The organism is Pseudomonadota bacterium, assembly GCA_039818985.1.
Lineage (GTDB): Bacteria > Pseudomonadota > Alphaproteobacteria > Sphingomonadales > Sphingomonadaceae > Alterisphingorhabdus.
The window spans coordinates 1,478,160-1,499,828 of sequence record JBCBSU010000001.1 but is presented as its reverse complement, the minus strand read 5'-3'; the positions used below and the strand labels follow the sequence as shown (position 1 = coordinate 1,499,828).

Genomic DNA, 21,669 nt, shown 5'->3' with positions numbered 1-21,669 from the left:
CATGCATCACAGGATATTTCAGGGCTCGACAAACCTGTTTGCGCTATGGACAGTGCTCGGCACCGGCTGGGCGTGGTTTTTTCCGGCGCATTTCCTGTGGGTCGTCGATGGCCGGTTTCAGCCTTTCGGTCAGCCACTGATCAGCGTATTGCTGGGCGTAATAATGCTCGGCATGGGGCTAACGCTGACGCTCGATGATTTCCGCCGGGTTTTGCAAATTCCGCGCTGCGTTGCCACCGGTGTCATCCTGCAATTCACCATCATGCCGCTTGCAGGCATTGGCATTGCCACGCTGTTCGCGCTCGAGCCGGGGCTGGCGGTAGGGCTGATCCTCGTCTCCTGCTGCCCCGGCGGCACCGCGTCCAATGTTGTCGCCTATCTCGCCCGCGCCAATCTGGCGCTTTCGGTGACCATGACCATGGCGTCGACATTGGTGGCGATCATCGCAACGCCGCTGCTGACCGGATGGCTGGCGGACAAGTTCGTCGCCATCGACCGCTGGAACCTGTTTGTTAATATGGTATCGATCGTACTGATGCCCGTGGTTGCCGGTGTGGTGCTAAAACGGCTGTTTCCTCGTGCCACCAACCATATCGCGATAGTATCACCGCTGGCGTCGGTGCTGGTCGTGGTACTGATCGTTGCCGGGATCATCGCCGCATCCAAACCATTGATCGAGGCGCATTTCGGCGAATTGCTGCTCGCAGTGCTGTTGCTGCATCTGTGTGGCTTTGGTCTGGGCTACGGCCTCACAGCGATTACAGGCTATGGCGTGCAGGAGCGTCGCACGATCAGTATCGAGGTCGGCATGCAGAATAGCGGTCTTGGCTCGTCGCTCGCCTCGACCCCGGCTTTTGCGGCGCAATTTGTTTCGCCGCTACAGGCCGCGCTGGCCCCGGTGCCGAGCGCGCTGTCGGCGGTTTATCATGTCGTTATCGGCAGTTTGCTTGCAGCGATCTGGCGACGGCGTACGGCAAATTTATAAACGGAGGCGGCTCAGTAACAGCTATAACCAGCGCCGCACCTTTTTCAGATAGTCGGTATAGGGCTTACCGAAACGCCGGGTGAGATAGATTTCTTCGGCCCGGATCACGAAACGGTCTATAGCCAGCACTGCAAAGGGCAGAAAGAACAGCGTGCCGGCGCTGTCCTGCCAGAAGGCGAAGCCGAGCATCAGCATCGCCATGCCGAGATACATCGGGTTGCGGCTGTGGCGATAGGGGCCACGGGCGATGATGGTTTCGCTCTCGGTCCAGGGCTCGGGGTTCTCTCCGGCCTGGCTGAACAGTCCCAGCGAAACGATAACAATGGCGATGCCGGTGGCGATCAGACCGACTCCGATCCATTCCAGTTCGGGCGCTATCTGCAATGTCGGCAGCGGGAACAGCGTATCGCCGGCGCGGCCGAGCAGGATGAAACCGAGAAACACCAAAGGCGGCGGAAAGCGGACATTGGGAGCATCTTTTTTCTGTTTTTCGGGCAAATTGCTGTCTTTCTTTTCCGCGCCAGGGTTAAATAGATGCACTGGCTGGACATGGCCAGCCATGTTGTGGAGCACAAGGAACAGTAATGGCAGACTCGACCCCCTGGATAGCCAGAGAGAGCGGCCCGGAAGATCGCAAATTCTCCCCCGCTGCCGAGCGCAACCGGGACGTGATCGCGGATGCGCTGCTGCGGCTATTGCCTTCCAGCGGCACGGTGCTGGAGATTGCCAGCGGCACCGGCCAGCATATCAGCCATTTTGCGACACTGCGTCCCGATCTGACCTTCCAGCCAAGCGACATCTCGTCGGACGCATTGCGATCAATCACAGCCTGGGTTGCGGAATCGGGAGGCGGTGCAAATATTTTACCGCCCATCCACCTCGATGTGCTGGCGCAAGATGCAGAGGCTCAATTTGAGGATGATGCGCTGGCAGCGGTCATGTGCATTAACCTGATGCACATCAGTCCGTGGGAAGCGAGCGAAGCGCTGTTCCGTCTCGCTGGCAAATGGTTGCCGCGCGGTGCACCGCTATTCGTCTATGGCCCGTTCTTTCAGGCCGGTGTCGAGACTGCCCCCAGCAATATTGCCTTTGATGAAAATCTGCGTGGCCGTGATACGCGATGGGGTATACGATCCATTGAAAAGGTGCGCGAAGCTGCCAGCGCAAACGGCTTTGATATGCCAGAGGTTACCGCCATGCCGGCCAACAATCTGTCGCTGGCTTTTCGCCGGTCTTGATGGTGACTATTTGCGTGAGGCAGGCACGTTATGTGTCGGCGTCAAAGGCAAATTCTTCATAGACCAGTTCAAGCCGCTCAACAATCGGCATACCGGTGCGGCGGCGTATCAGTGATCCTGTTGTTGATGGCAGTGCAGGGTAGCGTGAGGTAAAGGTGAAGCGCTCTATGACAATCCCGGCCCGTTGCGTCCCATTCTTGAATGCCGGGAGCGGTGCATAGACCTGGGTTGCGATGGATTCCTTGACACGCTCCTGCCAGTTGAAGGGATCTCCTCCTTCAGAACGCAGAACAATGATGTCAGACACAGTGCCGTCCGGATTAACGAGATAGCGTATATCGGCCCATGTATCCTCAAATGAAGCGGTACTGAGAAATGTCACTGCAGCGTTATTTGCGTTGATGCCATTATTCAGCTCTGCCGCTTCCTGCTGTGCCGATTGCTGGAGATTGATCGGTTCCCGCCTGATCAGCAGGGGTTTGCCTTCCGAAGACAGGGCAGGTCGTATTTTCTGACTGGCTTCATCCTTTTCGCCAAGTGCAAGGCTGGCGCGCAGGAACAATGCGTTTGCCGATTGTCGCAGCTGTGGGGTTAAATCCGGATCTGTCTGGAATTCGGTCATATCCCTTTGCACACGCCGCAATATTGTGCGGTGATTGCGCGGTTCGGCGCGGGCTAGGTCGAGCGCAGCTTTGCGCAAAACGGCGAATGCCGCAATGTCATCATAGCCCGCCGCCTCGGCACGCTTCTGCACCGTATTGTAGATGGACTCGGCACTGCGCCAATAGCCAGCGTTGATAACCCGCGCATCGGCGAGGCTAAGCCGGGCTTGTAGTTCTTTCCTGAGCTCATCAGGCTGATAATCGCGCAACGCATTGCTCGCCTTGCGGGTCGCCCGTTCATATTCCAGCCCATAGCCGAGATGCAGGTCGACCGTTGCCTGCGCCGAATAGAGATTGGCCATCTCCTGCGGCCAATCACTGACATGTTTCTCATTGCGGTTTTTGCCATATGAAAGGGTCCGACGCGCATCGCGATATTCACCGCCCAGAAATTCTGCATTGGCAAGATTGATTGTGGCGGCAATATCTTCATCAGGCGGACAGTTACGCGCCAGACATTCTTCCAGCTCTTGCCGCGCCTCCTCAATGGTATAGCCGAAGACAACGATAACATCCGAGCCATCCGAGGGGGCGGCTGTGTCGGTCGTTTCCTTAGAAGCGGTTTCGGAAGTGTCTTTGGACTGGAAAGCCAAGGCTGTGGATGACTGTATGGCAAATAGAACAGCCAGCGATAAAGTAAAAATCCCTAAATTTACTTTGGCTTTCCGCGCTGGCAACATCGACTTCTCCTTGGTGGCGGTATCTTCTGTATCATCTGTGAAGCATATTGTGACCTATTGTGATTCTGACATCAATTGATTGATGCGATAGGTTTTTCCTATCGCATCAACGTCTTTATTGCGTATCATCACCGATAGATGCAATCGTCTATGCCGACAGGGCGTTCTGACGAAATATAATGTTGACACGATGCTGTGTACAGACAGCACTGCAAGATTGGGAGAGTGAGCAATGACCGAGGCAACAGACCCGCGCAGGTCGTTTCATGACAGTATCGATTATTGGGCCGAGAAGCGGCCCGATCATATCGCGTTGATTGATCCGGATGGCGCGCAAAGCTATGCGGCCCTTGCGGAGAATAGTAATGTGCTTGCAAAAGCGCTGCTGGGCTCTGGCCTGGAACCGGGAGACCGCATCGCTTGGCTGGGCAAGAACCGCGCCGTTTATGCGGTGCTGATGATTGCGGCGAGCCGAGCCGGACTGACCGTTGCGCCTATAGGATGGCGTCTGGCCCTTCCCGAAATCTGTTATATCCTGCAAGACACAGGTGCCAAATGGTTGCTGTGCGAGCCGGATTTTGCCGACATCGCCAATCAGGCGAAGGAACAATGCGCCGCGCTGGAAGCCATTGTCTGTACCCATGGCTGTCAGCATGCCGGCAGCCTCTCTGAATGGATTGCAGCACAACCACAAGCCGATAGCCTGCCAGAGACGGACCCGGAAACGGCAGTTTTGCAGCTCTATACTTCCGGCACCACGGGCAAGCCCAAGGGCGCGATCCTGTGCAACCGCAACATGTTTGGCTTGCGAGAGGGTATCGAAGACCATGGCTTTGACTGGGCCAGGCTGGATGCCAGCGACAAGGGGCTGGTCGTCATGCCCGTAGCGCATATTGCTGGGTCGGGCTATATTGCCAACTGCGTTCATGGCGGCATGACCGCTTACTTCCTCGCGGAATTTGAACCGGCAGCCGTGCTGGACAGCATCCAGGACGGTGTAACCAATCTGTTTTTGGTGCCGACTGCTATCCAGATGCTGATCAATCACCCCAAGGCAGCGGAAACCGATTTCTCGCGTCTGCGTTACGCCCATTATGGTGCATCGCCAATGCCATTGGCGCTGCTGCGTCAGGCAATGCAGGTCATGGGATGTGGCTTTGTCCAGCATTATGGCATGACCGAAACCGCAGGCACCTTTACCTGCCTGCAGCCGGATGACCATGACCCGGAAGGCAATGCGCGCATGCGTTCCGCCGGTACGCCGGTGCCCGGCGTGGAAGTGCGCATAGTGGATATGGATAATCAGCCGGTGGCCACTGGCGAGGTCGGCGAGATTGTTACCCGCAGCGATGCCAATATGGTTGGCTATTGGCAGCAACCGGAAAAGACCGCCGAGACGATCGATAGCGAAGGCTGGCTGCACACTGGAGACGCCGGCTATATGGACGAGGATGGCTATGTCTATATGCATGACCGGGTGAAAGATATGATCATATCCGGTGGTGAAAATGTGTATCCTGCCGAGGTGGAGAATGTTCTCTACAGCCACCCCGCGGTTCTCGAAGCGTCGGTGATCGGCGTGCCCGATGAGAAATGGGGAGAAGCGGTAAAGGCGGTGATTGTCCCCCGGCCTGGCGAGGAAGTGGATACCGACGCGATTATTGCTTTTGCCCGCAATGAACTGGCCGGTTTCAAGGTGCCCAAATCGATCGATATCATCGCCGAGATGCCGCGCAATGCTACGGGCAAGATCCTGCGCCGTGCGCTGCGCGAGCCTTATTGGGAAGGCATGGAGCGACAGGTCAACTAGGCTGCGGCCCGATTTCCGCTGGTTTTCCGGATTTCAGCCTGTGCCACACGGTGTTCGCGCCAGGCGATATAGAGCCCTGAACCGATAATGAGGGGCGCCCCGATCCAGGTCCAGGGAGAAGGCCAGTTCTGCCAGATCAGCCAGCCAAAAATAGTCGCCCAGATCAGGCTGGTATAGTCGGCCGAGAGCACGATCGACACTGGCGCCATGCGCAGCGAGCTGGTCAGTGCCAGCTGTCCGATACCGCCGCAAAAGCCGATCCCGGCGATGATCGCCCAGGTCAGTGCATCATGCCACGCGCCGAACCAGAGCATGGCCAGTCCCAGCGGTGGAAGCGACAGCAGGGTAAACCAGAACACCACCGTCACTGGCTTCTCGGTGCGGCCCAATGTGCGGATGATGATGCTGACCAATGCTGTCAGCAACGCTCCGGTCAGCGCCACCACCGCGCCCTGCCAGGCAATGCTGCCACCGCCGGGCTGAACGATGATCAACACTCCGGCAAAGCCCGCCAGCATCGCGCCCCAGCGATGCCAGCCAACGCTTTCCGACAATAACAGGATCGCCAGCAATGTCGCAAAGATTGGCACGGTAAAGCTTATCGATGTCGCCTCGGCCAGCGGCAGCAGCGATACTGCCCAGAAATTGAAGATCATGCCCGACAGACCGACGATCAGTCGCTGACCATGCACGACCATGCGCTGGGTCTTGACCGTGACGAAACCGCCCCGGCTGAGGATGATCGGGATCAGGAACAGCAGGGCAAAGGCCTGACGATAAAACACGCTCTCGATGATATGCACACCGCGATCCGCCGCAAGCTTCACCAGCGCCATCATGGTGGCCAGCGCCAATATGGCGAGCAGCCGCATGGCCAGGCCCTGGACCGGGCGGTTTTGCGCCAGGCTATCTGATGCGGCAACGGTCATGGCCGTGGCCTTGGCCGAATTGGCCATTTTTCACAAGGCCGTGAAGGCCTTATCCGTGTCGGCGTAACAGAATTACCAGCTGTGCGTTAAGCGCGGTATTTTGTTATAATCACGACGCCAATAACCGTCTTGAGAATCCACTCGGTCAAGCCCATAAGCCAGCCGATAAAGACAAATCATCCCCAGGAGAACATTATGCGGTTAGTCGATCATGTGCTTGCCGGTGGCCATAACAGCAGCGGACGGACCTCTCCGATCTATGACCCCAATAGCGGCGATGTGCAGGCCGAAGTGGCGCTCGGAGATGCAGCAGTGCTCGACAAGGCGGTTGAGGCGGCGCTGGCGGTACAGCCGGGCTGGGCCGCGACCAACCCGCAAAAGCGGGCACGCATACTCTATCGTTTCAAGCAACTGGTCGAAGCGCATATCGACGAGCTGGCGGCGCTGCTGTCTTCGGAACATGGCAAGGTGCTCGCCGATGCCCGGGGCGATGTGCAGCGCGGTCTGGATGTGATCGAATTTTGCTGCGGCATTCCGCATGCGGTCAAGGGCGAATATACCCATGGCGCTGGGCCGGGCATTGACGTGTATTCGATGCGTCTGCCACTGGGCATTGGCGCAGGGATAACCCCGTTCAATTTCCCTGCCATGATCCCGATGTGGATGTTCGGCCCCGCCATCGCGACGGGTAATGCGTTCATTCTCAAACCCTCCGAGCGTGATCCCAGCGTGCCGGTGCGCTTGACCGAGCTGATGATTGAAGCCGGCGCGCCCGAAGGTATTCTCCAATGTGTCCATGGCGATAAGGAAATGGTCGATGCGATCATCGACCATCCGGCAATTGGCGGAATCAGCTTTGTCGGTTCTTCCGATGTTGCGCATTATATCTATTCGCGTGGCACCGCGAATAACAAGCGGGTGCAGGCGATGGGCGGTGCCAAGAACCATGGCATTGTTATGCCCGATGCCGATCTCGACCAGGTGGTCAATGATCTGTCGGGCGCCGCTTTCGGCTCGGCGGGCGAGCGTTGCATGGCATTGCCGGTGGTAGTGCCGGTGGGTGAGGACACTGCCGACCGCCTGCGCGAGAAGCTGTTACCCGCGATCGATGCGCTACGCATCGGCATCTCGACCGACCCTGACGCGCATTATGGCCCCGTCGTCACCCAGGCGCACAAGGATAAGGTGGAAGGCTGGATCCAGAAGGGTGTAGATGAAGGTGCCGAACTGGTCGTCGATGGCCGTGGCTTCACGCTGCAGGGGCATGAAAAGGGCTTCTTTATCGGACCCAGCCTGTTCGACCATGTTACCCCCGATATGGAGAGCTACAAGGAAGAGATTTTCGGCCCCGTTTTGCAGATGGTACGCGCCGCGAACTTCGAAGAAGCGCTCGCGCTGCCCAGCCAGCACCAATATGGCAATGGCGTCGCGATCTTCACCCGCAACGGCCACGCCGCGCGCGAATTTGCCGCGCGGGTCAATGTCGGCATGGTCGGCATCAATGTGCCGATCCCCGTGCCAGTGGCCTATCACACCTTTGGTGGCTGGAAGCGCTCCGCCTTTGGCGACACCAACCAGCACGGCATGGAAGGCGTCAAATTCTGGACCAAGATCAAGACGGTCACCCAGCGCTGGCCCGACGGCACCGCCGATGGCAGCAATGAGAATGCCTTTGTCATTCCAACCATGGGGTAATTGCTGATGCCTTTCGTCATAAAGGCAGGATATTGCGGGCTGTTGCCTCTGTTATTCGCGGTGGGTGCTTGCAGCGCTTCCGGTGGTCGTGCAGCAGGGTCGAATGCAGTAGAAGCCTCTAGCGAAGCTGAAGAAGAGACGAAAAGACCATATCCGCGCGTAACCAAGATACCGGAAGTCTTTCATGGTTGCTGGGAACTGGATGACAGTTTTTTCGATGACGAGCTTGCACAACGCTCTGGCGCAACAAAAGCGAATACGCGTTCGCGCCTCACGATAACGGCAAAGCAGTTGCGGCAGGACGCCAGTTGGATGGATACTGTTTGGGTTGCTGATCTGGACTATGGCGAAATGTATGCGGAAAACAGGATACAGCTCTTTTTCAAATATGGCGGGATGATACAGGGCGCAGGAGATATTGTAGCTCTGATTCTGGGCCCTGACGATCTGTATGACATAAAAGCAGGCATGCTCGATGCGGGCGGAGATGCTGCAGAGACAGCTGGCCCTTACCGGCGCTGCGCTGAGGCTGGCGATTCATGATTGAAACACAGAGAATCAGCTCAGGGTCACCTTTTGAGGACCAGTTTGGCTTCTGTCGCGCCATAAGGGTCGGGCCGCATATTCATGTTGCTGGCACCGGGCCGATCGAAGACGATGGCCAATCGACACAGGGTGATATATCGGCGCAGGCGCGTCGGTGCTTTACCCTGATTGAACATTCTCTTGGCGAACTCGGTGGTGGATTGAAGGATGTTGTGCGCACCCGTATGTATCTGACCGACATATCAGAGCAGGAACTTGCAGGCGCGGTACATGCCGAGTTTTTCGGCGATATTCGACCGGTGGCAACCATGGTCGGTGTCGCCAGCCTGTGCCGCCCCGAATGGCGCATCGAAGTAGAGGCCGAAGCCATTTTGACCAATGATTTGGCCAATAATATGGAAAGTAATTCATGACTGGACAATTCTGCCTAACCGAAGACCAGCTCGCCATTCAGGATATGGCGCAGAAGTTTACTGCCGACGAGATCACGCCGCATGCCGCGAAATGGGATGAGGACCATATCTTTCCGCGTGACACCATCAAGAAAGCCGCCGATCTCGGCTTTGGCGCGATCTATGTCTCTGAGGAAAGCGGCGGTATTGGTCTCGGGCGGCTCGAGGCGGCGCTCATCATGGAGGCCATGGCCTATGGCTGCCCCTCGACCAGCGCGTTTATCTCGATCCACAATATGGCGAGCTGGATGATAGACCGTTTCGGCGACCAGCAGCTCAAGGACCGCTATCTCCCCGACCTGGTGTGCATGGACAAGATTGCCAGCTATTGCCTGACAGAGCCGGGCTCCGGTTCCGATGCGGCGGCGATGAAGACTACCGCGCGGCTTGAGGACGATCATTATATTCTCAACGGCGCCAAGCAGTTTATTTCAGGTGCCGGTGAGAATGAGGTCTATGTCCTGATGGCGCGCACCGGCGATGCCGGGCCGAAGGGCATTAGCTGTTTCGTGCTGGAGAAGGGCATGGAGGGTCTGAACTTTGGCGCCAATGAGAAGAAGCTGGGCTGGCATTCGCAGCCGACGCGGCAAGTGATCCTCGATGATGTCCGGGTGCCGGCAACCAATCGTGTCGGTGCCGAGGGCGATGGCTTTCGCTTTGCGATGATGGGTCTCGATGGCGGCCGACTCAATATCGGCGCCTGTTCGCTCGGCGGCGCGCAGCGCTGTCTCGACGAGGCGCTGGCCTATACCGGCGACCGCGAGCAGTTCGGCCAGCGGATCATCGACTTTCAGAACACCCAGTTCACTTTGGCCGATATGGCCACCGATCTCGAGGCGGCGCGTGCGCTGCTCTATCTCGCTGCAGCTAAAGTTACCGACGGTGAGCCCGATAAGACCAAATTCGCCGCCATGGCCAAGCGCCTTGCCACCGACAATGGTTCGCAGATTGTCGACAAGGCGCTGCAACTCTTTGGCGGTTATGGCTATTTGCAGGATTATCCGATCGAACGCTTCTGGCGCGATCTCAGGGTGCATTCTATTCTTGAGGGCACCAATCAGGTGATGCGGATGATCATTTCGCGCGAAATGATGCGGCAATAGTCATGCGGCTCGGCCTCGTTACGCTTGTCGTCCGGGATTATGATGAGGCGATCGGCTTCTACGTCGACAGCCTGGGGTTTTCGCTGCGCGAAGACGATGATCTCGGCAATGGCAAGCGCTGGGTGGTGGTTTCGCCGGACGGCGGCGCCGGCCTTTTGCTGGCCAAGGCCAAAAATGATGCCGAAGCCGATACAATCGGCAATCAGTGCGGAGGCCGTGTCGGCTTCTTTCTGACAACCGAAGACTTTGATGTGACCGCGGAGCGTTTTCACCGGAACGGGGTAGTCTTCTGCGAGAAAGCCCGACAAGAGTCCTATGGAAAAGTTGCCGTATTTGTTGATCTTTATGGAAATCGCTGGGATTTGATAGAGCCGAAAGCATGACCCAAGACCTGATTATCACCACCGAGAACCGTATCGGCCGCATCAGCCTCAATCGTCCAAAGGCTATCCATGCGCTCAATCTTCCCATGTGCGAGGGCATGATCGAGGCGCTGCAGGGCTGGGCCGGAGACGATGCCATCGAGGCGGTTATTATCGATCATAGCGAGGGCAGGGGCTTTTGCGCCGGTGGCGATATCCGCATGCTCGCCGAGAGTGGCGCCAGGGACGGAGCTGAGGCACGGCAGTTTTTTCACACTGAATATCGCCTCAATCATCTGTTGTTCACCTATGCCAAGCCGGTGGTCGCTTTCATGGATGGTATCACCATGGGCGGTGGCGTCGGCATATCGCAGCCAGCCAAATACCGGATAGCGACCGAGAACACCCGCTTTGCCATGCCCGAGACTGGCATTGGCCTGTTCCCCGATGTCGGCGGTGGCTGGTATTTGCCGCGGCTCGAAGGCCGGGTCGGGCAGTTTCTGGCGCTGACCGGTGCACGACTCGATGGCGCGGAATGCCTCGCTATGGGGTTGGCTACACATTATCTGCCGTCCGAAGCGCTGGATGAGGCCAAGGCACGCATCTCGGAGAACCCGGATCGCATCAGCGGGATTTTGGGTGATCTTTCCGTCACTGCACCCGAAGCGCGCATCATGGGCAATATCGACAAGATCAATCGCTTCTTTGCATCCGATATCTATGAAGACATATTGGCCGCACTCGATGCCAGTGACGATCTCTGGGCGATGAAAGAGCGCGATACGCTGGGCACCAAGTCACCCCAGACCTGCAAGGTGGCGCTGCGCCAGCTCAAAGAGGGTGCTGCCATGCCCGATTTCGCCTCCGAGATGAAACAGGAATATGCCATCGGCGCGCGGGTTGTGCAGCGGCACGACTTTATCGAGGGTGTGCGGGCGCTGATCATCGACAAGGACAATAGACCGAAATGGGATCCGGCCACGCCCGAAGGGGTGACAGAGGAATTGCTCGACAGCATTTTCGCACCGCTGCCGGAAAATGAGGAATGGACGCCATTGGTTTCTTAGGGTCGTCACCCTGAACTTGTCTCAGGGTCTCCTTAGGCGAGGTGATGAGCGTTAAACAAAGAGATGCTGAAACAAGTTCAGCATGACGAGATTTAGGAAAAGAATGATGCCTGAGTTTGAAACCATCCTGACCGAACAGCGCGATGCGGTGACTTTGATCACGCTCAACCGGCCCAAGGCGTTAAATGCATTGAGCAGCGTGGTGCTCGAAGAGCTGATTGCCGCTTTTGCCGCCTTCGAAGCCGACAACAGCCAGCGTTGCGCGGTGTTGACGGGAGCAGGGGACAAGGCCTTTGCCGCCGGCGCTGATATCAAGGAAATGTATGAGAAAGCGGCTGCTGACTTTTATCTCGAAGACTTTTTCGCCCGCTGGACCAGCCATCTGGTAAAAGCCGTACGCAAGCCGTGGATTGCCGCGGTCAACGGCTTTGCCTTGGGTGGCGGCTGTGAGCTGGCGATGATGGCTGATTTCATCATCGCATCGGATAACGCCAAATTCGGCCAGCCTGAAATCAAATTGGGCGTTGCTCCCGGCATGGGTGGCTCGCAGCGCCTGACTCGCGCCATCGGTAAATCCAAGGCGATGGAAATGTGCCTGACCGGGCGGATGATGGACGCTGAGGAAGCCGAGCGTTCCGGACTGGTGGCGAGGATCGTCGCGCATGACGATCTGGTGGCAGAAACATTGAAGACCGCCAGCCAGATCGCCGCCATGCCGCCCATGGCCGCCAAGGTGAACAAGGAAATGGTCAACGCGGCCTATGAGATGACTCTCGACCAGGGTCTGTTGCATGAACGTCGGCTGTTTCAGATCCTGACTGCCAGTGAGGACAAGGCCGAGGGCATGGCAGCGTTTATCGAGAAGCGTGAAGGCCAGTGGAAGGGACGATAACAGTCCAGGGTCTTGCGCGGACTGATCGGTAATAGCCCTTATCTTGCGCATTCACGCCATTCTGATAGTCTCTGCTTAAGAGACCCGGAAGATAATCGGGCCTGGAGAGCAGGAAAGGGCCGTTTTGCGCCAATTACAGGGTATGGATGCGTCTTTTGTGGCGCTGGAGCAACCAAATGCCCCGATGCATATCGGGTCCATCCTTATCTATGATCCTGGCACCGCCCCCGGTGGTTTTGTCCGCTTCAAGGACATTTTGGAGTTTTTCCGCTCGCGCATGGCACTGTCCAAAACCATGCGCCAGCGTCTGGTCAAGGTCCCGCTCAACTTCGATTATCCCTATTGGATGAACGATCCGGACTTCGATCTGGAGTATCATGTGCGGCATGTCGCGCTGCCCAAACCCGGCGACTGGCGGCAATTGTGCATCCAGGCATCACGCTTTTTCGCTCGCCCGCTCGATCTCACCCGACCGCCATGGGAGTTCTGCGTGGTTGAGGGTCTCGATAATATCGAGGGCATACCCAAGGGCAGCTATGCGATGATCACCAAGGTGCATCACAGCGCCATTGACGGGATGTCGGGCATCGACCTGATGGATGCGATGCACACGCTGACGCCGGATACCGCTCCGCCTGATGTTCCCGATAAATGGAAAGCCGACAGGCAACCCGATCCTTTTGGCCTGATGCTCAAGGGCTATGTTCGGGCCTGGACCAATCCGTTACGGCAGACCGGGCTGCTGGCCAAGGCCGCGCCGGGACTTTATCGCGCAGTCAAAGGCCTTGTGAAGGATGAGTTTGCGCTGGAACCGGCATTGTCCGCACCGCGAACCCGCTTCAACGTGCCGGTGTCACCACATCGTGTCGTCGAGGGGCAAAGCTTCAGCCTTGCCGAGATAAAGGCGCTGCGCGATCTGGCGCCGGGTTGCAAGATCAACGATGTGTTTCTCGCAATTATCGGCGGCGCGCTGCGCGCCTATCTCGAAGCCAAAGGTGATCTGGCCGACAAGAGCCTGACCGCTATGGCACCGATTTCGGTCCGCACGGCCGATGAGAAAGGCGATATGGGCAATCAGGTTTCGGCGATGATTGTCCCGCTGGGCACGCATATTGCCGATCCATCCGAGCGAATTGACTATGTCTTTGGCGAGACCCAGCGTTCCAAGGCGATGACCGACGCCATTGGTGCCCGCCAGATGACCGAGATGAGCAAGGTTTCGCCAGCGCTGTTCATGGCGCTCGGCGCACAGGCCTATTCGCAACTTGGCCTCGCAAACTATGTCAAGCCGCCCTACACCACGGTGGTAACCAATGTTCCCGGTCCGCCGGTACCGATTTATTCGGCAGGGGCTCAGCTGGTGAGTATGCACGGCCTGTTGTGCCTGACCGATGGTCTGGCGCTAGGCCATGTTGTCCAAAGCTATTGCGATCAGGCGACCATTGCCTTCACCGCCTGTCGCAAGGTGGTTCCCGATCCTGAATTCTATTCGCAATGCCTGCGGGATTCCTTTGACGAAATGCAGTCGGCGCTGACCAAAGCGGCGAAGCCGAAAAAACCTGTAACCAAAAATACACCTGCACGAAAGTCTGCAGGACAACGCAAAAAGCGCAAGAAACCGGCATCGACATGATGTTTCTGCCGAGCCACTCAACCGGAAAGACTGAATAATATGGCAACATCACCATTGATGAGCGAACCTGGTGCGAAGCCGCCAAGCCTGTTCTGGACACTGGCCGAGGGTCGGGCCGTGGTGGAACTGGGCTGGTTCTATGCGCTGCGCATGGCGATGACCCAATTGCCGCGTGGTGATGGCCATTCGGTTATCGTGTTTCCCGGCTTTATGGCGAGTGACCGTTCGACCCGGCCGATGCGTGGCCTGCTCGAGGAACTGGGCTATGACAGTCATGGGTGGGATCTCGGTCGCAATGTCCGTATCGACAGTATCCGCGAGCGCCAGATGAATGACCTGCTTGACAGGGTGCACCAGCTTGATGGCCGCAAGGTGTCGCTGATTGGCTGGAGTCTGGGTGGCGTTTTCGCCCGCGAAATTGCCAAGGCGGCGCCGGAGAAAGTGCGTCAGGTGATTACCCTTGGCAGTCCGATTTCCAATGATCGGGGGCACAGCAATGCGCGCCACCTGTTCGAGGCGCTTAACGGGGAGGAGCCGGAACCGTTGCGCGAAGGCCGTTATCGCCAGCTCGATGAAGCGCCGCCGGTGCCGACAACATCGATCCTCACCAAGACCGATGGCGTTGTAAGCTGGCGTGGATCGGTGCAAAAGCCGGCGCCGCAAACCGACAATGTCGTGGTCCATGCCAGCCATTGTGGTCTCGGCGTCAATCCGATGGTGATGTATGTCATTGCCGACAGGCTGGCACAGGCTGAAAGCGCCTGGGAGCCATTTGACCGCTCGGGTTTTCGCAGAATGGCTTTCGGTTCGATCGATGATGCCTGACAGGCAATCGCCGATAAGTTGAAATCGGCGATTGAAGCAGCGAACGGCAATCGTCTAAATCCTTCATCAATCACAGTATGACATGCGCGTCCGCAGGCGGACAGCGCCACCGGGAGTGCATGACAATGAGCAAAATCGGATTTATCGGTCTCGGCAATATGGGCGGAGGCATGGCTGCCAATCTGGTCAAGGCCGGGCATGAAGTGACAGCTTTCGATCTGTCGGGCGAGGCACTGGCCAAGGCAGGGGCCGCCGGATGTGAGCCGGTATCCGAAGCCGACCAGGCGGTGCTCGGCATGGACGCGGTGATCACCATGCTGCCAGCGGGCAAACATGTGCGCAGCGTTTATGCCAACACCGTTATCATGTCGGGATCGCCCGGAGCCATCGTGCTCGACTGCTCGACCATCGACGTCGATACCGCGCGAGATATCTCCGATATGGCGCATGCCAAGAAGATGTTTCCTGTCGATGCTCCGGTCTCAGGCGGTATTGCCGCAGCCAATGGCGGCACGCTGACCTTCATGGTGGGCGGCAGTGCGGAAGCCTTTGCCAAGGCGGAACCGATTCTTGCCGATATGGGCAAGGCGGTGATCCATGCCGGGAGCAATGGCGCCGGGCAGGCTGCCAAAATCTGCAATAATATGCTCCTCGGATCGACCATGGCGGCGACCTGTGAGACTTTCAAGCTGGCAGAAAATCTGGGTCTCGATTTGCAAACCTTCTATGATATTTCCAGCCAGGCATCGGGCCAGAGCTGGTCGATGACAAGCTATTGCCCGGTGCCAGGCGTCGGTCCGCAAAGCCCGGCCGATAATGGCTATGAGGGTGGTTTTGCTGCGGCGCTGATGCTCAAGGACATGCGTCTGGCGCTGGAAGCGGCACGCTCGGCAAAAGCGTCAGTTCCTATGGGTGAGCGTGCAGAGGCGCTTTACGCTGCTTTTGTCGAAGCAGACAGCCAGGGCCTGGACTTTTCCGGGATCATCACCGCGTTGGACAGCATCAGCCAGGCATAAGCCACACGCAATGGACGAATGGGCCAATCATCCCTGGGCCATTGCCGCTGTTGCGGCCGTGTCTATCGCCATTATCTGCGCGATCATGGAAAAGCGGCGCAATGATCGTGATGATCTTGATCGTGTCGGCTTCATGCCATGGAACCTGATCATGGTTCTGGCGCTGATCTTTGCCGCTTTCGCTGCCGGTTTGGGTCTGCGAGGCCTCTAACAGGCGCGGCAGACTGAGACAATTTGCGACACAATGCCTCATTGGCAGTTCATCTGCCGCAATATAGCATGCACTCATGACTGCAGGAGTTTTCTCATGCTGATGTCGGAACATGCCGAACGTCGCTTTGGCCTTGGACCCAGAGCCGGGCAGCCACCTGCTGGTGCTCCCGCCGATGATCCTGCCGTCTCTCTGCTGCGCCAGCTCGACCGGTTCAACCCGCGCCCGGCCATGATCGCCGCTGCGCCGTCGCGCCAGACCATTGCCAGGGCCACTGCCGATTATCTCGACACGCTGCGTGCCAATGGGGTGATCGGTAATGACGGCAATGTGAGCCGTCCCAATAGCATGAGTCAGCAGAATGGCGCTGCTCTAAACCGTGAGATCCGCAAGTTTATCGGTCGCTCCGCGCTCGATTTCTATGCTGGATCGGTAAACGCACGTATCGATAGTGCAACGCAGAGCGATACCGGTTTTGCCGAAAGACTGGTGCATTTCTGGGCCAACCATTTTGCGGTATCGGTTGAAAAGCCGTTGGTGCTAGGCTTTGCCGGGCTACATGAGTTCGAGGCTATCCGCCCCAATATCATGGGCCGTTTTGCCGATCTGCTGAAGGCGGCATCGCTGCACCCGGCGATGCTGATCTATCTCGATCAGATACAATCGATCGGCCCTGACAGCGTTGCGGCGCGCTTTGTCAACCGGCGGCGCAATAATCGGCAACGTGGACTCAACGAGAATCTGGCACGTGAGATCCTCGAGCTACACAGCCTTGGTGTGCGTGGTGGTTATGACCAAAATGACGTGGTGCAGCTGGCACATGCTCTGACCGGATGGACGGTGAGTGGCCTGTCACGCGGGCGATTGGCACAGCGGCTCAATCTCGACGGGAATTACGGCGCGGCCGCGTTCGCCGAACCGTTGCACCAGCCGGGTACGGCGCAGGTAATGGGTCGGCGTTACAGCCAGTCGGGCGCAGGTCAGTCGCTGGCCATCCTTGACGATCTGGCAGTGCATCCGTCGACGGCGCGGCATATTGCCACCAAGCTGGCACGGCATTTTGCCGCCGATGATCCGCCGTCATCGCTGGTGAACCAGCTTGAAGAGGACTTCCTGAAAACCGGCGGCGACCTTGCCAGCCTCTACCGTAGGCTGGTGAATGCACCCGAAGTGTGGCAGGCCAAAGGCAAATACACCACGCCCTGGGAATGGGCGGTTGCCGCCAGCCGGATTCATCGTGGCACTGCATTACCGGCGAAGCATCTGCTCAACATGATGCGGCGCATGGGGCAGCAACCCTGGCGGCCCGGATCGCCTGCAGGCTTTGGTGACCAGCAGAGTGACTGGCTCGGCCCCGATACGCTGTTCAAGCGGGTCGAAGTCAGTCGTCTGATTGCGGGCCGCACGCCCGCCGATCTCGATGTCCCGACATTGGCGCGTCAGATTTTCCCGCAAAGTCTCAGTGCTTCCACCGCGCTTGAGCTTAGTCGTGCAGAAAGTTCCAGACAGGCCTACGCGATGCTGCTGATGAGTCCGGAGTTTCTGAGGAGATGAGCATGTTGCACCGCCGGACAATATTGGCCGCAGGCATCGCCTTTACCGCGTTGGCCGGCAGCCGGACCATTGCTCCGGCGCTGGCGCAGCAGGTTAGGGGACGCAAATTGCTTTTCGTCATCCAGCGTGGTGCCGCGGATGGCCTTGCCGAACTGGCGCCGGTGGGCGACCGTCACTTTGCCGATTTGCGCCGTGCTTATGTAAAGGAAGCCGAAAGCGGCCACGCGCTCGATGACCTGTTCCGGTTGCACCCTTCGCTGCCAAATATGGCGAAACTCTATGATGGCGGACAGGCCGCATTCGTTCATGCCACCGCCTCGGTCTATCGTGATCGGTCGCATTTTGACGGGCAAAATGTTTTGGAATCGGGCGGCGATGCCCCTTACAAGGTCAAGACAGGCTGGCTCAACCGTTTGATAACATTGCTGGAAACCGACAGCGCTGACAAGGCGCCATCGGCAATTGCCCTTTCGAGCGACATTCCGCTGGCGCTGCGCGGCCCGGGCCGGGCGTCCAGCTATACGCCGAGTTCGCTGCCCAGCCCGGATGGCGATTTCCTCGATCGTCTCAATCGGCTTTATGGTGACAGCCCCGATCTTGCTGCCGCGCTGCAAAGCGCTAATGAGACGCGTGACATGGCAGGTAATTCAGGACCTGTGGGGCGACGTGATGGACGCGCTGCCGGGGCATTGATGGCACGGCTGATGGGTGGCAGGAGCGGTGCCAGTGTCGCGATGGTGGAAACCGAAGGCTGGGACCTGCACGCCAATGGCCAGTTCCGCATGCGCGTAAACCTGAAATATCTTGATGACATGCTCGACGGCTTTCGATCGGGCATGGCCGGCGAATGGGACAACACGCTGGTGGTCATTGCGACGGAGTTCGGTCGTTCTGCCGCTATCAACGGAACCAATGGCACCGATCACGGGACAGGCGGGGTAATGATGTTGCTCGGCGGCACGGTCAATGGTGGCAAAGTGCATGCCGACTGGCCGGGGCTCGGTAAATCGCAACTGCTTGATGGCCGTGACCTGCGCCCGACCATTTCACAGGAAAGCGCGATCAGCGGCGCGGTGGCAGCGCATTTTGCTCTTGATCCTGCAAGGGTACAGCAGATGCTCTTTACCCATATGCGTGGCCAGCCAGTCTATCCGGGGCTGGTCAGGGGCTGAACTGATCTGCAATCAGAGACAGGCTTCGAGGAACGGCTGATCGAAGCCGAACTGGCGCGCTTTTTCCAGCGTATAGGGGCGCAGGCCCGTCGAGCGATATTCGCCCATGATCTTGCCGTCGGCGCTTTCGTCGAGATATTCGAATTTGAACAACTCCTGAGTGACGATGACATCGCCTTCCATGCCGATCACTTCGGTAATGTTGGTGGTGCGACGCGAACCGTCGCGCAGTCGCTTGACCTGAACAATCAGGTCCACCGATTCGGCAATCTGGCGGCTGATGGCCTCTTTCGGGATCTTGATGTCGCCCATCATGATCATATTCTCCATACGGCCCAGACACTCTCGCGGGTTGTTGGCGTGGAGTGTACACATGGAGCCGTCATGGCCGGTGTTCATCGCGGCCAGCAGGTCGAAACACTCGGCACCACGAATCTCACCCAGGATGATGCGGTCGGGGCGCATACGCAGGGCGTTTTTCACAAGGTCTCCGATGGTAATCGCGCCTTTGCCTTCAAGGTTGGGCGGACGCGTTTCCAGAGGCAGCCAGTGCGGTTGCTGCAGACGAAGCTCGGCAGCATCCTCGATGGTCAGGACACGCTCACCCGGATCGATCATTTTCGACAGCGCGTTGAGCATGGTGGTTTTACCCGAACCCGTACCGCCCGAGATTACCACATTCATCCGACATGCCCCGGCAATCTTCAGCGCGGTGCACATCTTGTCCGACATCGAACCGAATTCCTTCATCATGTCGAGGGTAATCGGCTTGTCGGAGAATTTACGAATCGAGATGGCGGTACCGCGCAGCGAGAGCGGCGGGATGATGACGTTGACACGGCTGCCATCCTTGAGACGGGCATCGGCAAGCGGTGTGGTCTGGTCGACACGGCGGCCGACCTGGTTGACGATACGCTGGGCGATCTGCAGCAGATGCTCCTCATCGCGGAACTGGATCGGCGCGATGGCCAGCTTGCCCTTTTTTTCGATATAGGTCTGTTCGGGACCATTGACCATGATGTCTGATACATCCGGGTCAGAGAGCAGCTCTTCCAACGGACCGAAGCCGAGCAACTCGTCGATCAACACCTTCTCAAGCGCAAACTGTTCGCGCCGGTTGAGCGTCAGCTTGAGTTCGGCCAGCACTTCGAGAATGATCGGGCGGAATTCCTCGGACAGCTCTTCCTTGGTCAGCGTCGCCGCCGCCTCGGGGTCGACGCGCTCAAGCAGACGCGGCAGCACCTGTTCCTTGATCTTGTGTACCGAGGCTTCGAAACCTTCAGGTTTCGGCGCTTCCTCGGCGAGCGCGTTGGCGCGGTCGGTGAGCCGCGACATGGCATCATTTTCTTCCGGAGATTCCGCTGACGATGCTCCGGGAAGCTTGGCTTCATCAATAGGCGGGAACTGTTCAGACTTGTCATCCGCTGCCGGTTCAGCAGGTCCGCCACCCTTCATCGGACGGGCAACGCCAAATTGTGGGCGATTGCCCATGCCGTTTTTCCGTCCAAATGCACTCATATTCGACGTCCCATGATGTTTCTGATGGACTGATCAGGCCCAATTATTGGTGGTTGGATAAGGTAAATAGGCCGGAAACTTTTACATTTTCCTAACGCAGGTGCGGTGATTCCGAACTGGCCATTGCTCTGGTTTGGATGACCGTTCACAACGGGTTGGCGCTATCGGTTTTTTCTGTCATGGGCAGCGACATGAACCGGCCTTCTTCCAACTTGCCACCAATGACCGAGAGCCGTCCGGGTGCGGCCCAGGCGGCGCATTCTGGTACCAGCAATGCCCATGGCCATGACAGTGTCGGTGCGGCAATGCTGCTCACCCTGGCCGGCTTTGCCAGCCTTTCGCTCGGGGATGCGATCATCAAGTCTGCCGCCGGCATGTGGCCGAGCACGGCAGTGGCGGCGCTGCGTTTCACCCTGGGCGCGCTGTTGCTCGGTGGTCTGCTGCTTGCACGGTCGGGAATCTCCGGCTTTGCCGTGCCGATGGCCGGCTATCAGCTGGCGCGCGGCTTCATGCTGTCTCTGGCGACACTGGCTTTTTTCACCAGCATCTTCCTGATGCCGTTAGCCGATGCCACCGCCATATTATTCATTAACCCGGCGCTGACTGCACTGTTGTCGGCATGGCTGCTCAAGGAGCGGGTGGCACCCTATATCTGGGTGGCCAGCATCATCGCTTTTGCTGGCGTCATCATGATTTTGCGCCCCAATGTTGCCAGCCTTGGCTGGACTGCGGCTCTGCCTCTTGTGGCCGCGCTGGCCATGTCCGGCGTGATGATGCTCAACCGCAAGGTTGCGGGCAGCGGCAGTGTGCTGCTGATGCAATTCCTGCTGGCTGCCTTTTGTGCACCGTTTCTGATATTGGCATCGCTGGTTGCGCATTATGCCGAACTAGAAGGTTTTACCCTGTCATTACCGCCGACATGGGTGTTGATCGTCTGTACGGTTGTCGCCTGTACCGCTTCGTTCAGCCATATGCTGATCTATCTTGGTACCATGCGTGCCAGCGCCGCTGTCGTGGCGCCGATGGTCTATGTCCAGCTGCTGGTGGCGCTTGCCCTGGGCATCAGCGTTTATGGCAATTATCCCGATCTCCAGGCGATGGTCGGGGCAGCGCTGATCATTGTTAGCGGACTGTATCTGTGGTGGCGCAGCAAAAATTGATGCTTCCGGTGCAGCAGGCGAGACCATGGGCAGGGGGTGACTATACCCTAAATTAACCATGATGGCCTAGACCTGCGCGATCTGTAACCAAGAGCAGTGGCACCGTGCTTCCAGGCTTTTCATCTGCACAAATCGGTAAAAGACAGCGTAGCGACGGTG

Annotated in this window: 22 protein-coding genes; 18 read left to right on the top strand and 4 right to left on the bottom strand. The window is 57.9% G+C overall.

What is annotated here, in order from left to right; translation table 11 throughout:
• Position 1: 1 nt before the first annotated feature.
• A complete protein-coding gene (locus AAFX04_07115) occupies positions 2-985 on the top strand; it encodes a bile acid:sodium symporter family protein (protein MEO1045191.1) in 984 nt (327 codons plus the stop codon).
• Positions 986-1,006: 21 nt separating this feature from the next.
• Here the strand turns inward: AAFX04_07115 and AAFX04_07110 are convergent, their stop codons facing one another.
• Entirely contained in the window at positions 1,007-1,525 is a 519-nt protein-coding gene (locus AAFX04_07110) for an isoprenylcysteine carboxylmethyltransferase family protein (GenBank protein ID MEO1045190.1), read from the bottom strand.
• Positions 1,526-1,569: 44 nt separating this feature from the next.
• Between AAFX04_07110 and AAFX04_07105 the strand changes: the two genes are divergently transcribed.
• The gene (locus AAFX04_07105) at positions 1,570-2,223 is read left to right on the top strand and encodes a DUF938 domain-containing protein (protein MEO1045189.1); all 654 of its coding nucleotides are present in this window, start codon (positions 1,570-1,572) and stop codon (positions 2,221-2,223) included.
• Positions 2,224-2,251: 28 nt separating this feature from the next.
• Here the strand turns inward: AAFX04_07105 and AAFX04_07100 are convergent, their stop codons facing one another.
• Complete coding sequence (locus AAFX04_07100) at positions 2,252-3,478, bottom strand: hypothetical protein (GenBank protein ID MEO1045188.1); 1,227 nt, start codon at positions 3,476-3,478, stop codon at positions 2,252-2,254.
• Positions 3,479-3,494: 16 nt separating this feature from the next.
• Between AAFX04_07100 and AAFX04_07095 the strand changes: the two genes are divergently transcribed.
• Together AAFX04_07095 and AAFX04_07090 are read left to right on the top strand one after the other, a co-directional pair.
• Complete coding sequence (locus tag AAFX04_07095; protein MEO1045187.1) at positions 3,495-3,644, top strand: hypothetical protein; 150 nt, start codon at positions 3,495-3,497, stop codon at positions 3,642-3,644.
• A gap of 153 nt (positions 3,645-3,797) precedes the next feature.
• Positions 3,798-5,375: a fatty acid--CoA ligase gene (locus AAFX04_07090; GenBank protein MEO1045186.1), complete on the top strand. Its 1,578-nt coding sequence runs from the start codon at positions 3,798-3,800 to the stop codon at positions 5,373-5,375.
• On the opposite strand, the gene AAFX04_07085 is transcribed toward AAFX04_07090, so the two are convergent.
• On the bottom strand, positions 5,372-6,331 hold the full coding sequence (locus AAFX04_07085) for a DMT family transporter (protein MEO1045185.1): 960 nt from the start codon (positions 6,329-6,331) through the stop codon (positions 5,372-5,374). The genes AAFX04_07090 and AAFX04_07085 overlap by 4 nt on opposite strands.
• Before the next feature lie 168 nt (positions 6,332-6,499).
• Here AAFX04_07085 and AAFX04_07080 point away from each other — a divergent pair, with 168 nt between their 5' ends.
• From AAFX04_07080 to AAFX04_07020, 13 genes are all read left to right on the top strand, one after another.
• A complete protein-coding gene (locus AAFX04_07080; protein MEO1045184.1) occupies positions 6,500-7,999 on the top strand; it encodes a CoA-acylating methylmalonate-semialdehyde dehydrogenase in 1,500 nt (499 codons plus the stop codon).
• The gene (locus tag AAFX04_07075) at positions 8,000-8,542 is read left to right on the top strand and encodes a hypothetical protein (GenBank protein ID MEO1045183.1); all 543 of its coding nucleotides are present in this window, start codon (positions 8,000-8,002) and stop codon (positions 8,540-8,542) included.
• Complete coding sequence (locus tag AAFX04_07070; GenBank protein MEO1045182.1) at positions 8,539-8,958, top strand: RidA family protein; 420 nt, start codon at positions 8,539-8,541, stop codon at positions 8,956-8,958. The genes AAFX04_07075 and AAFX04_07070 overlap by 4 nt, the downstream gene beginning before the upstream one ends.
• Entirely contained in the window at positions 8,955-10,100 is a 1,146-nt protein-coding gene (locus AAFX04_07065; protein MEO1045181.1) for an acyl-CoA dehydrogenase family protein, read from the top strand. Before AAFX04_07070 ends, AAFX04_07065 begins: the two co-directional genes overlap by 4 nt.
• A 2-nt stretch (positions 10,101-10,102) precedes the next feature.
• Positions 10,103-10,483 (top strand): VOC family protein, encoded by a 381-nt coding sequence (locus tag AAFX04_07060; protein MEO1045180.1) that lies wholly within the window; start codon positions 10,103-10,105, stop codon positions 10,481-10,483.
• The gene (locus tag AAFX04_07055; protein MEO1045179.1) at positions 10,480-11,529 is read left to right on the top strand and encodes an enoyl-CoA hydratase/isomerase family protein; all 1,050 of its coding nucleotides are present in this window, start codon (positions 10,480-10,482) and stop codon (positions 11,527-11,529) included. The genes AAFX04_07060 and AAFX04_07055 overlap by 4 nt, the downstream gene beginning before the upstream one ends.
• Before the next feature lie 106 nt (positions 11,530-11,635).
• Complete coding sequence (locus AAFX04_07050) at positions 11,636-12,421, top strand: enoyl-CoA hydratase-related protein (protein ID MEO1045178.1); 786 nt, start codon at positions 11,636-11,638, stop codon at positions 12,419-12,421.
• 142 nt (positions 12,422-12,563) lie between these two features.
• On the top strand, positions 12,564-14,054 hold the full coding sequence (locus AAFX04_07045) for a wax ester/triacylglycerol synthase family O-acyltransferase (GenBank protein ID MEO1045177.1): 1,491 nt from the start codon (positions 12,564-12,566) through the stop codon (positions 14,052-14,054).
• A gap of 57 nt (positions 14,055-14,111) precedes the next feature.
• A complete protein-coding gene (locus tag AAFX04_07040) occupies positions 14,112-14,879 on the top strand; it encodes an alpha/beta hydrolase (protein ID MEO1045176.1) in 768 nt (255 codons plus the stop codon).
• A gap of 125 nt (positions 14,880-15,004) precedes the next feature.
• Positions 15,005-15,895 carry a 3-hydroxyisobutyrate dehydrogenase gene (mmsB, locus tag AAFX04_07035; protein ID MEO1045175.1) on the top strand — a complete coding sequence of 297 codons (891 nt, stop codon included), beginning with the start codon at positions 15,005-15,007 and terminating at the stop codon, positions 15,893-15,895.
• A gap of 10 nt (positions 15,896-15,905) precedes the next feature.
• The gene (locus AAFX04_07030; GenBank protein ID MEO1045174.1) at positions 15,906-16,106 is read left to right on the top strand and encodes a hypothetical protein; all 201 of its coding nucleotides are present in this window, start codon (positions 15,906-15,908) and stop codon (positions 16,104-16,106) included.
• Positions 16,107-16,202: 96 nt separating this feature from the next.
• A complete protein-coding gene (locus tag AAFX04_07025; GenBank protein MEO1045173.1) occupies positions 16,203-17,660 on the top strand; it encodes a DUF1800 domain-containing protein in 1,458 nt (485 codons plus the stop codon).
• Positions 17,661-17,662: 2 nt separating this feature from the next.
• Entirely contained in the window at positions 17,663-18,832 is a 1,170-nt protein-coding gene (locus AAFX04_07020; GenBank protein MEO1045172.1) for a DUF1501 domain-containing protein, read from the top strand.
• A gap of 12 nt (positions 18,833-18,844) precedes the next feature.
• On the opposite strand, the gene AAFX04_07015 is transcribed toward AAFX04_07020, so the two are convergent.
• Entirely contained in the window at positions 18,845-20,350 is a 1,506-nt protein-coding gene (locus AAFX04_07015) for a CpaF family protein (protein ID MEO1045171.1), read from the bottom strand.
• A gap of 137 nt (positions 20,351-20,487) precedes the next feature.
• On the opposite strand from AAFX04_07015, the gene AAFX04_07010 reads away from it, so the two are divergent.
• Positions 20,488-21,510, top strand: a complete 1,023-nt coding sequence (locus AAFX04_07010) for a DMT family transporter (GenBank protein ID MEO1045170.1) — start codon at positions 20,488-20,490, stop codon at positions 21,508-21,510.
• The last annotated feature ends 159 nt before the right edge of the window (positions 21,511-21,669 follow it).

Coding starts and splice junctions, on each gene's coding strand:
- AAFX04_07115 (MEO1045191.1), top strand. CDS start 2: ATGCATCACAGGATATTTCAGGGCTCGACAAACCTGTTTGCGCTATGG.
- AAFX04_07105 (MEO1045189.1), top strand. CDS start 1,570: ATGGCAGACTCGACCCCCTGGATAGCCAGAGAGAGCGGCCCGGAAGAT.
- AAFX04_07095 (MEO1045187.1), top strand. CDS start 3,495: ATGGCAAATAGAACAGCCAGCGATAAAGTAAAAATCCCTAAATTTACT.
- AAFX04_07090 (MEO1045186.1), top strand. CDS start 3,798: ATGACCGAGGCAACAGACCCGCGCAGGTCGTTTCATGACAGTATCGAT.
- AAFX04_07085 (MEO1045185.1), bottom strand. CDS start 6,331: ATGGCCAATTCGGCCAAGGCCACGGCCATGACCGTTGCCGCATCAGAT.
- AAFX04_07080 (MEO1045184.1), top strand. CDS start 6,500: ATGCGGTTAGTCGATCATGTGCTTGCCGGTGGCCATAACAGCAGCGGA.
- AAFX04_07070 (MEO1045182.1), top strand. CDS start 8,539: ATGATTGAAACACAGAGAATCAGCTCAGGGTCACCTTTTGAGGACCAG.
- AAFX04_07065 (MEO1045181.1), top strand. CDS start 8,955: ATGACTGGACAATTCTGCCTAACCGAAGACCAGCTCGCCATTCAGGAT.
- AAFX04_07060 (MEO1045180.1), top strand. CDS start 10,103: ATGCGGCTCGGCCTCGTTACGCTTGTCGTCCGGGATTATGATGAGGCG.
- AAFX04_07055 (MEO1045179.1), top strand. CDS start 10,480: ATGACCCAAGACCTGATTATCACCACCGAGAACCGTATCGGCCGCATC.
- AAFX04_07050 (MEO1045178.1), top strand. CDS start 11,636: ATGCCTGAGTTTGAAACCATCCTGACCGAACAGCGCGATGCGGTGACT.
- AAFX04_07045 (MEO1045177.1), top strand. CDS start 12,564: ATGGATGCGTCTTTTGTGGCGCTGGAGCAACCAAATGCCCCGATGCAT.
- AAFX04_07040 (MEO1045176.1), top strand. CDS start 14,112: ATGAGCGAACCTGGTGCGAAGCCGCCAAGCCTGTTCTGGACACTGGCC.
- mmsB (MEO1045175.1), top strand. CDS start 15,005: ATGAGCAAAATCGGATTTATCGGTCTCGGCAATATGGGCGGAGGCATG.
- AAFX04_07030 (MEO1045174.1), top strand. CDS start 15,906: ATGGACGAATGGGCCAATCATCCCTGGGCCATTGCCGCTGTTGCGGCC.
- AAFX04_07025 (MEO1045173.1), top strand. CDS start 16,203: ATGCTGATGTCGGAACATGCCGAACGTCGCTTTGGCCTTGGACCCAGA.
- AAFX04_07020 (MEO1045172.1), top strand. CDS start 17,663: ATGTTGCACCGCCGGACAATATTGGCCGCAGGCATCGCCTTTACCGCG.
- AAFX04_07015 (MEO1045171.1), bottom strand. CDS start 20,350: ATGAGTGCATTTGGACGGAAAAACGGCATGGGCAATCGCCCACAATTT.
- AAFX04_07010 (MEO1045170.1), top strand. CDS start 20,488: ATGACCGTTCACAACGGGTTGGCGCTATCGGTTTTTTCTGTCATGGGC.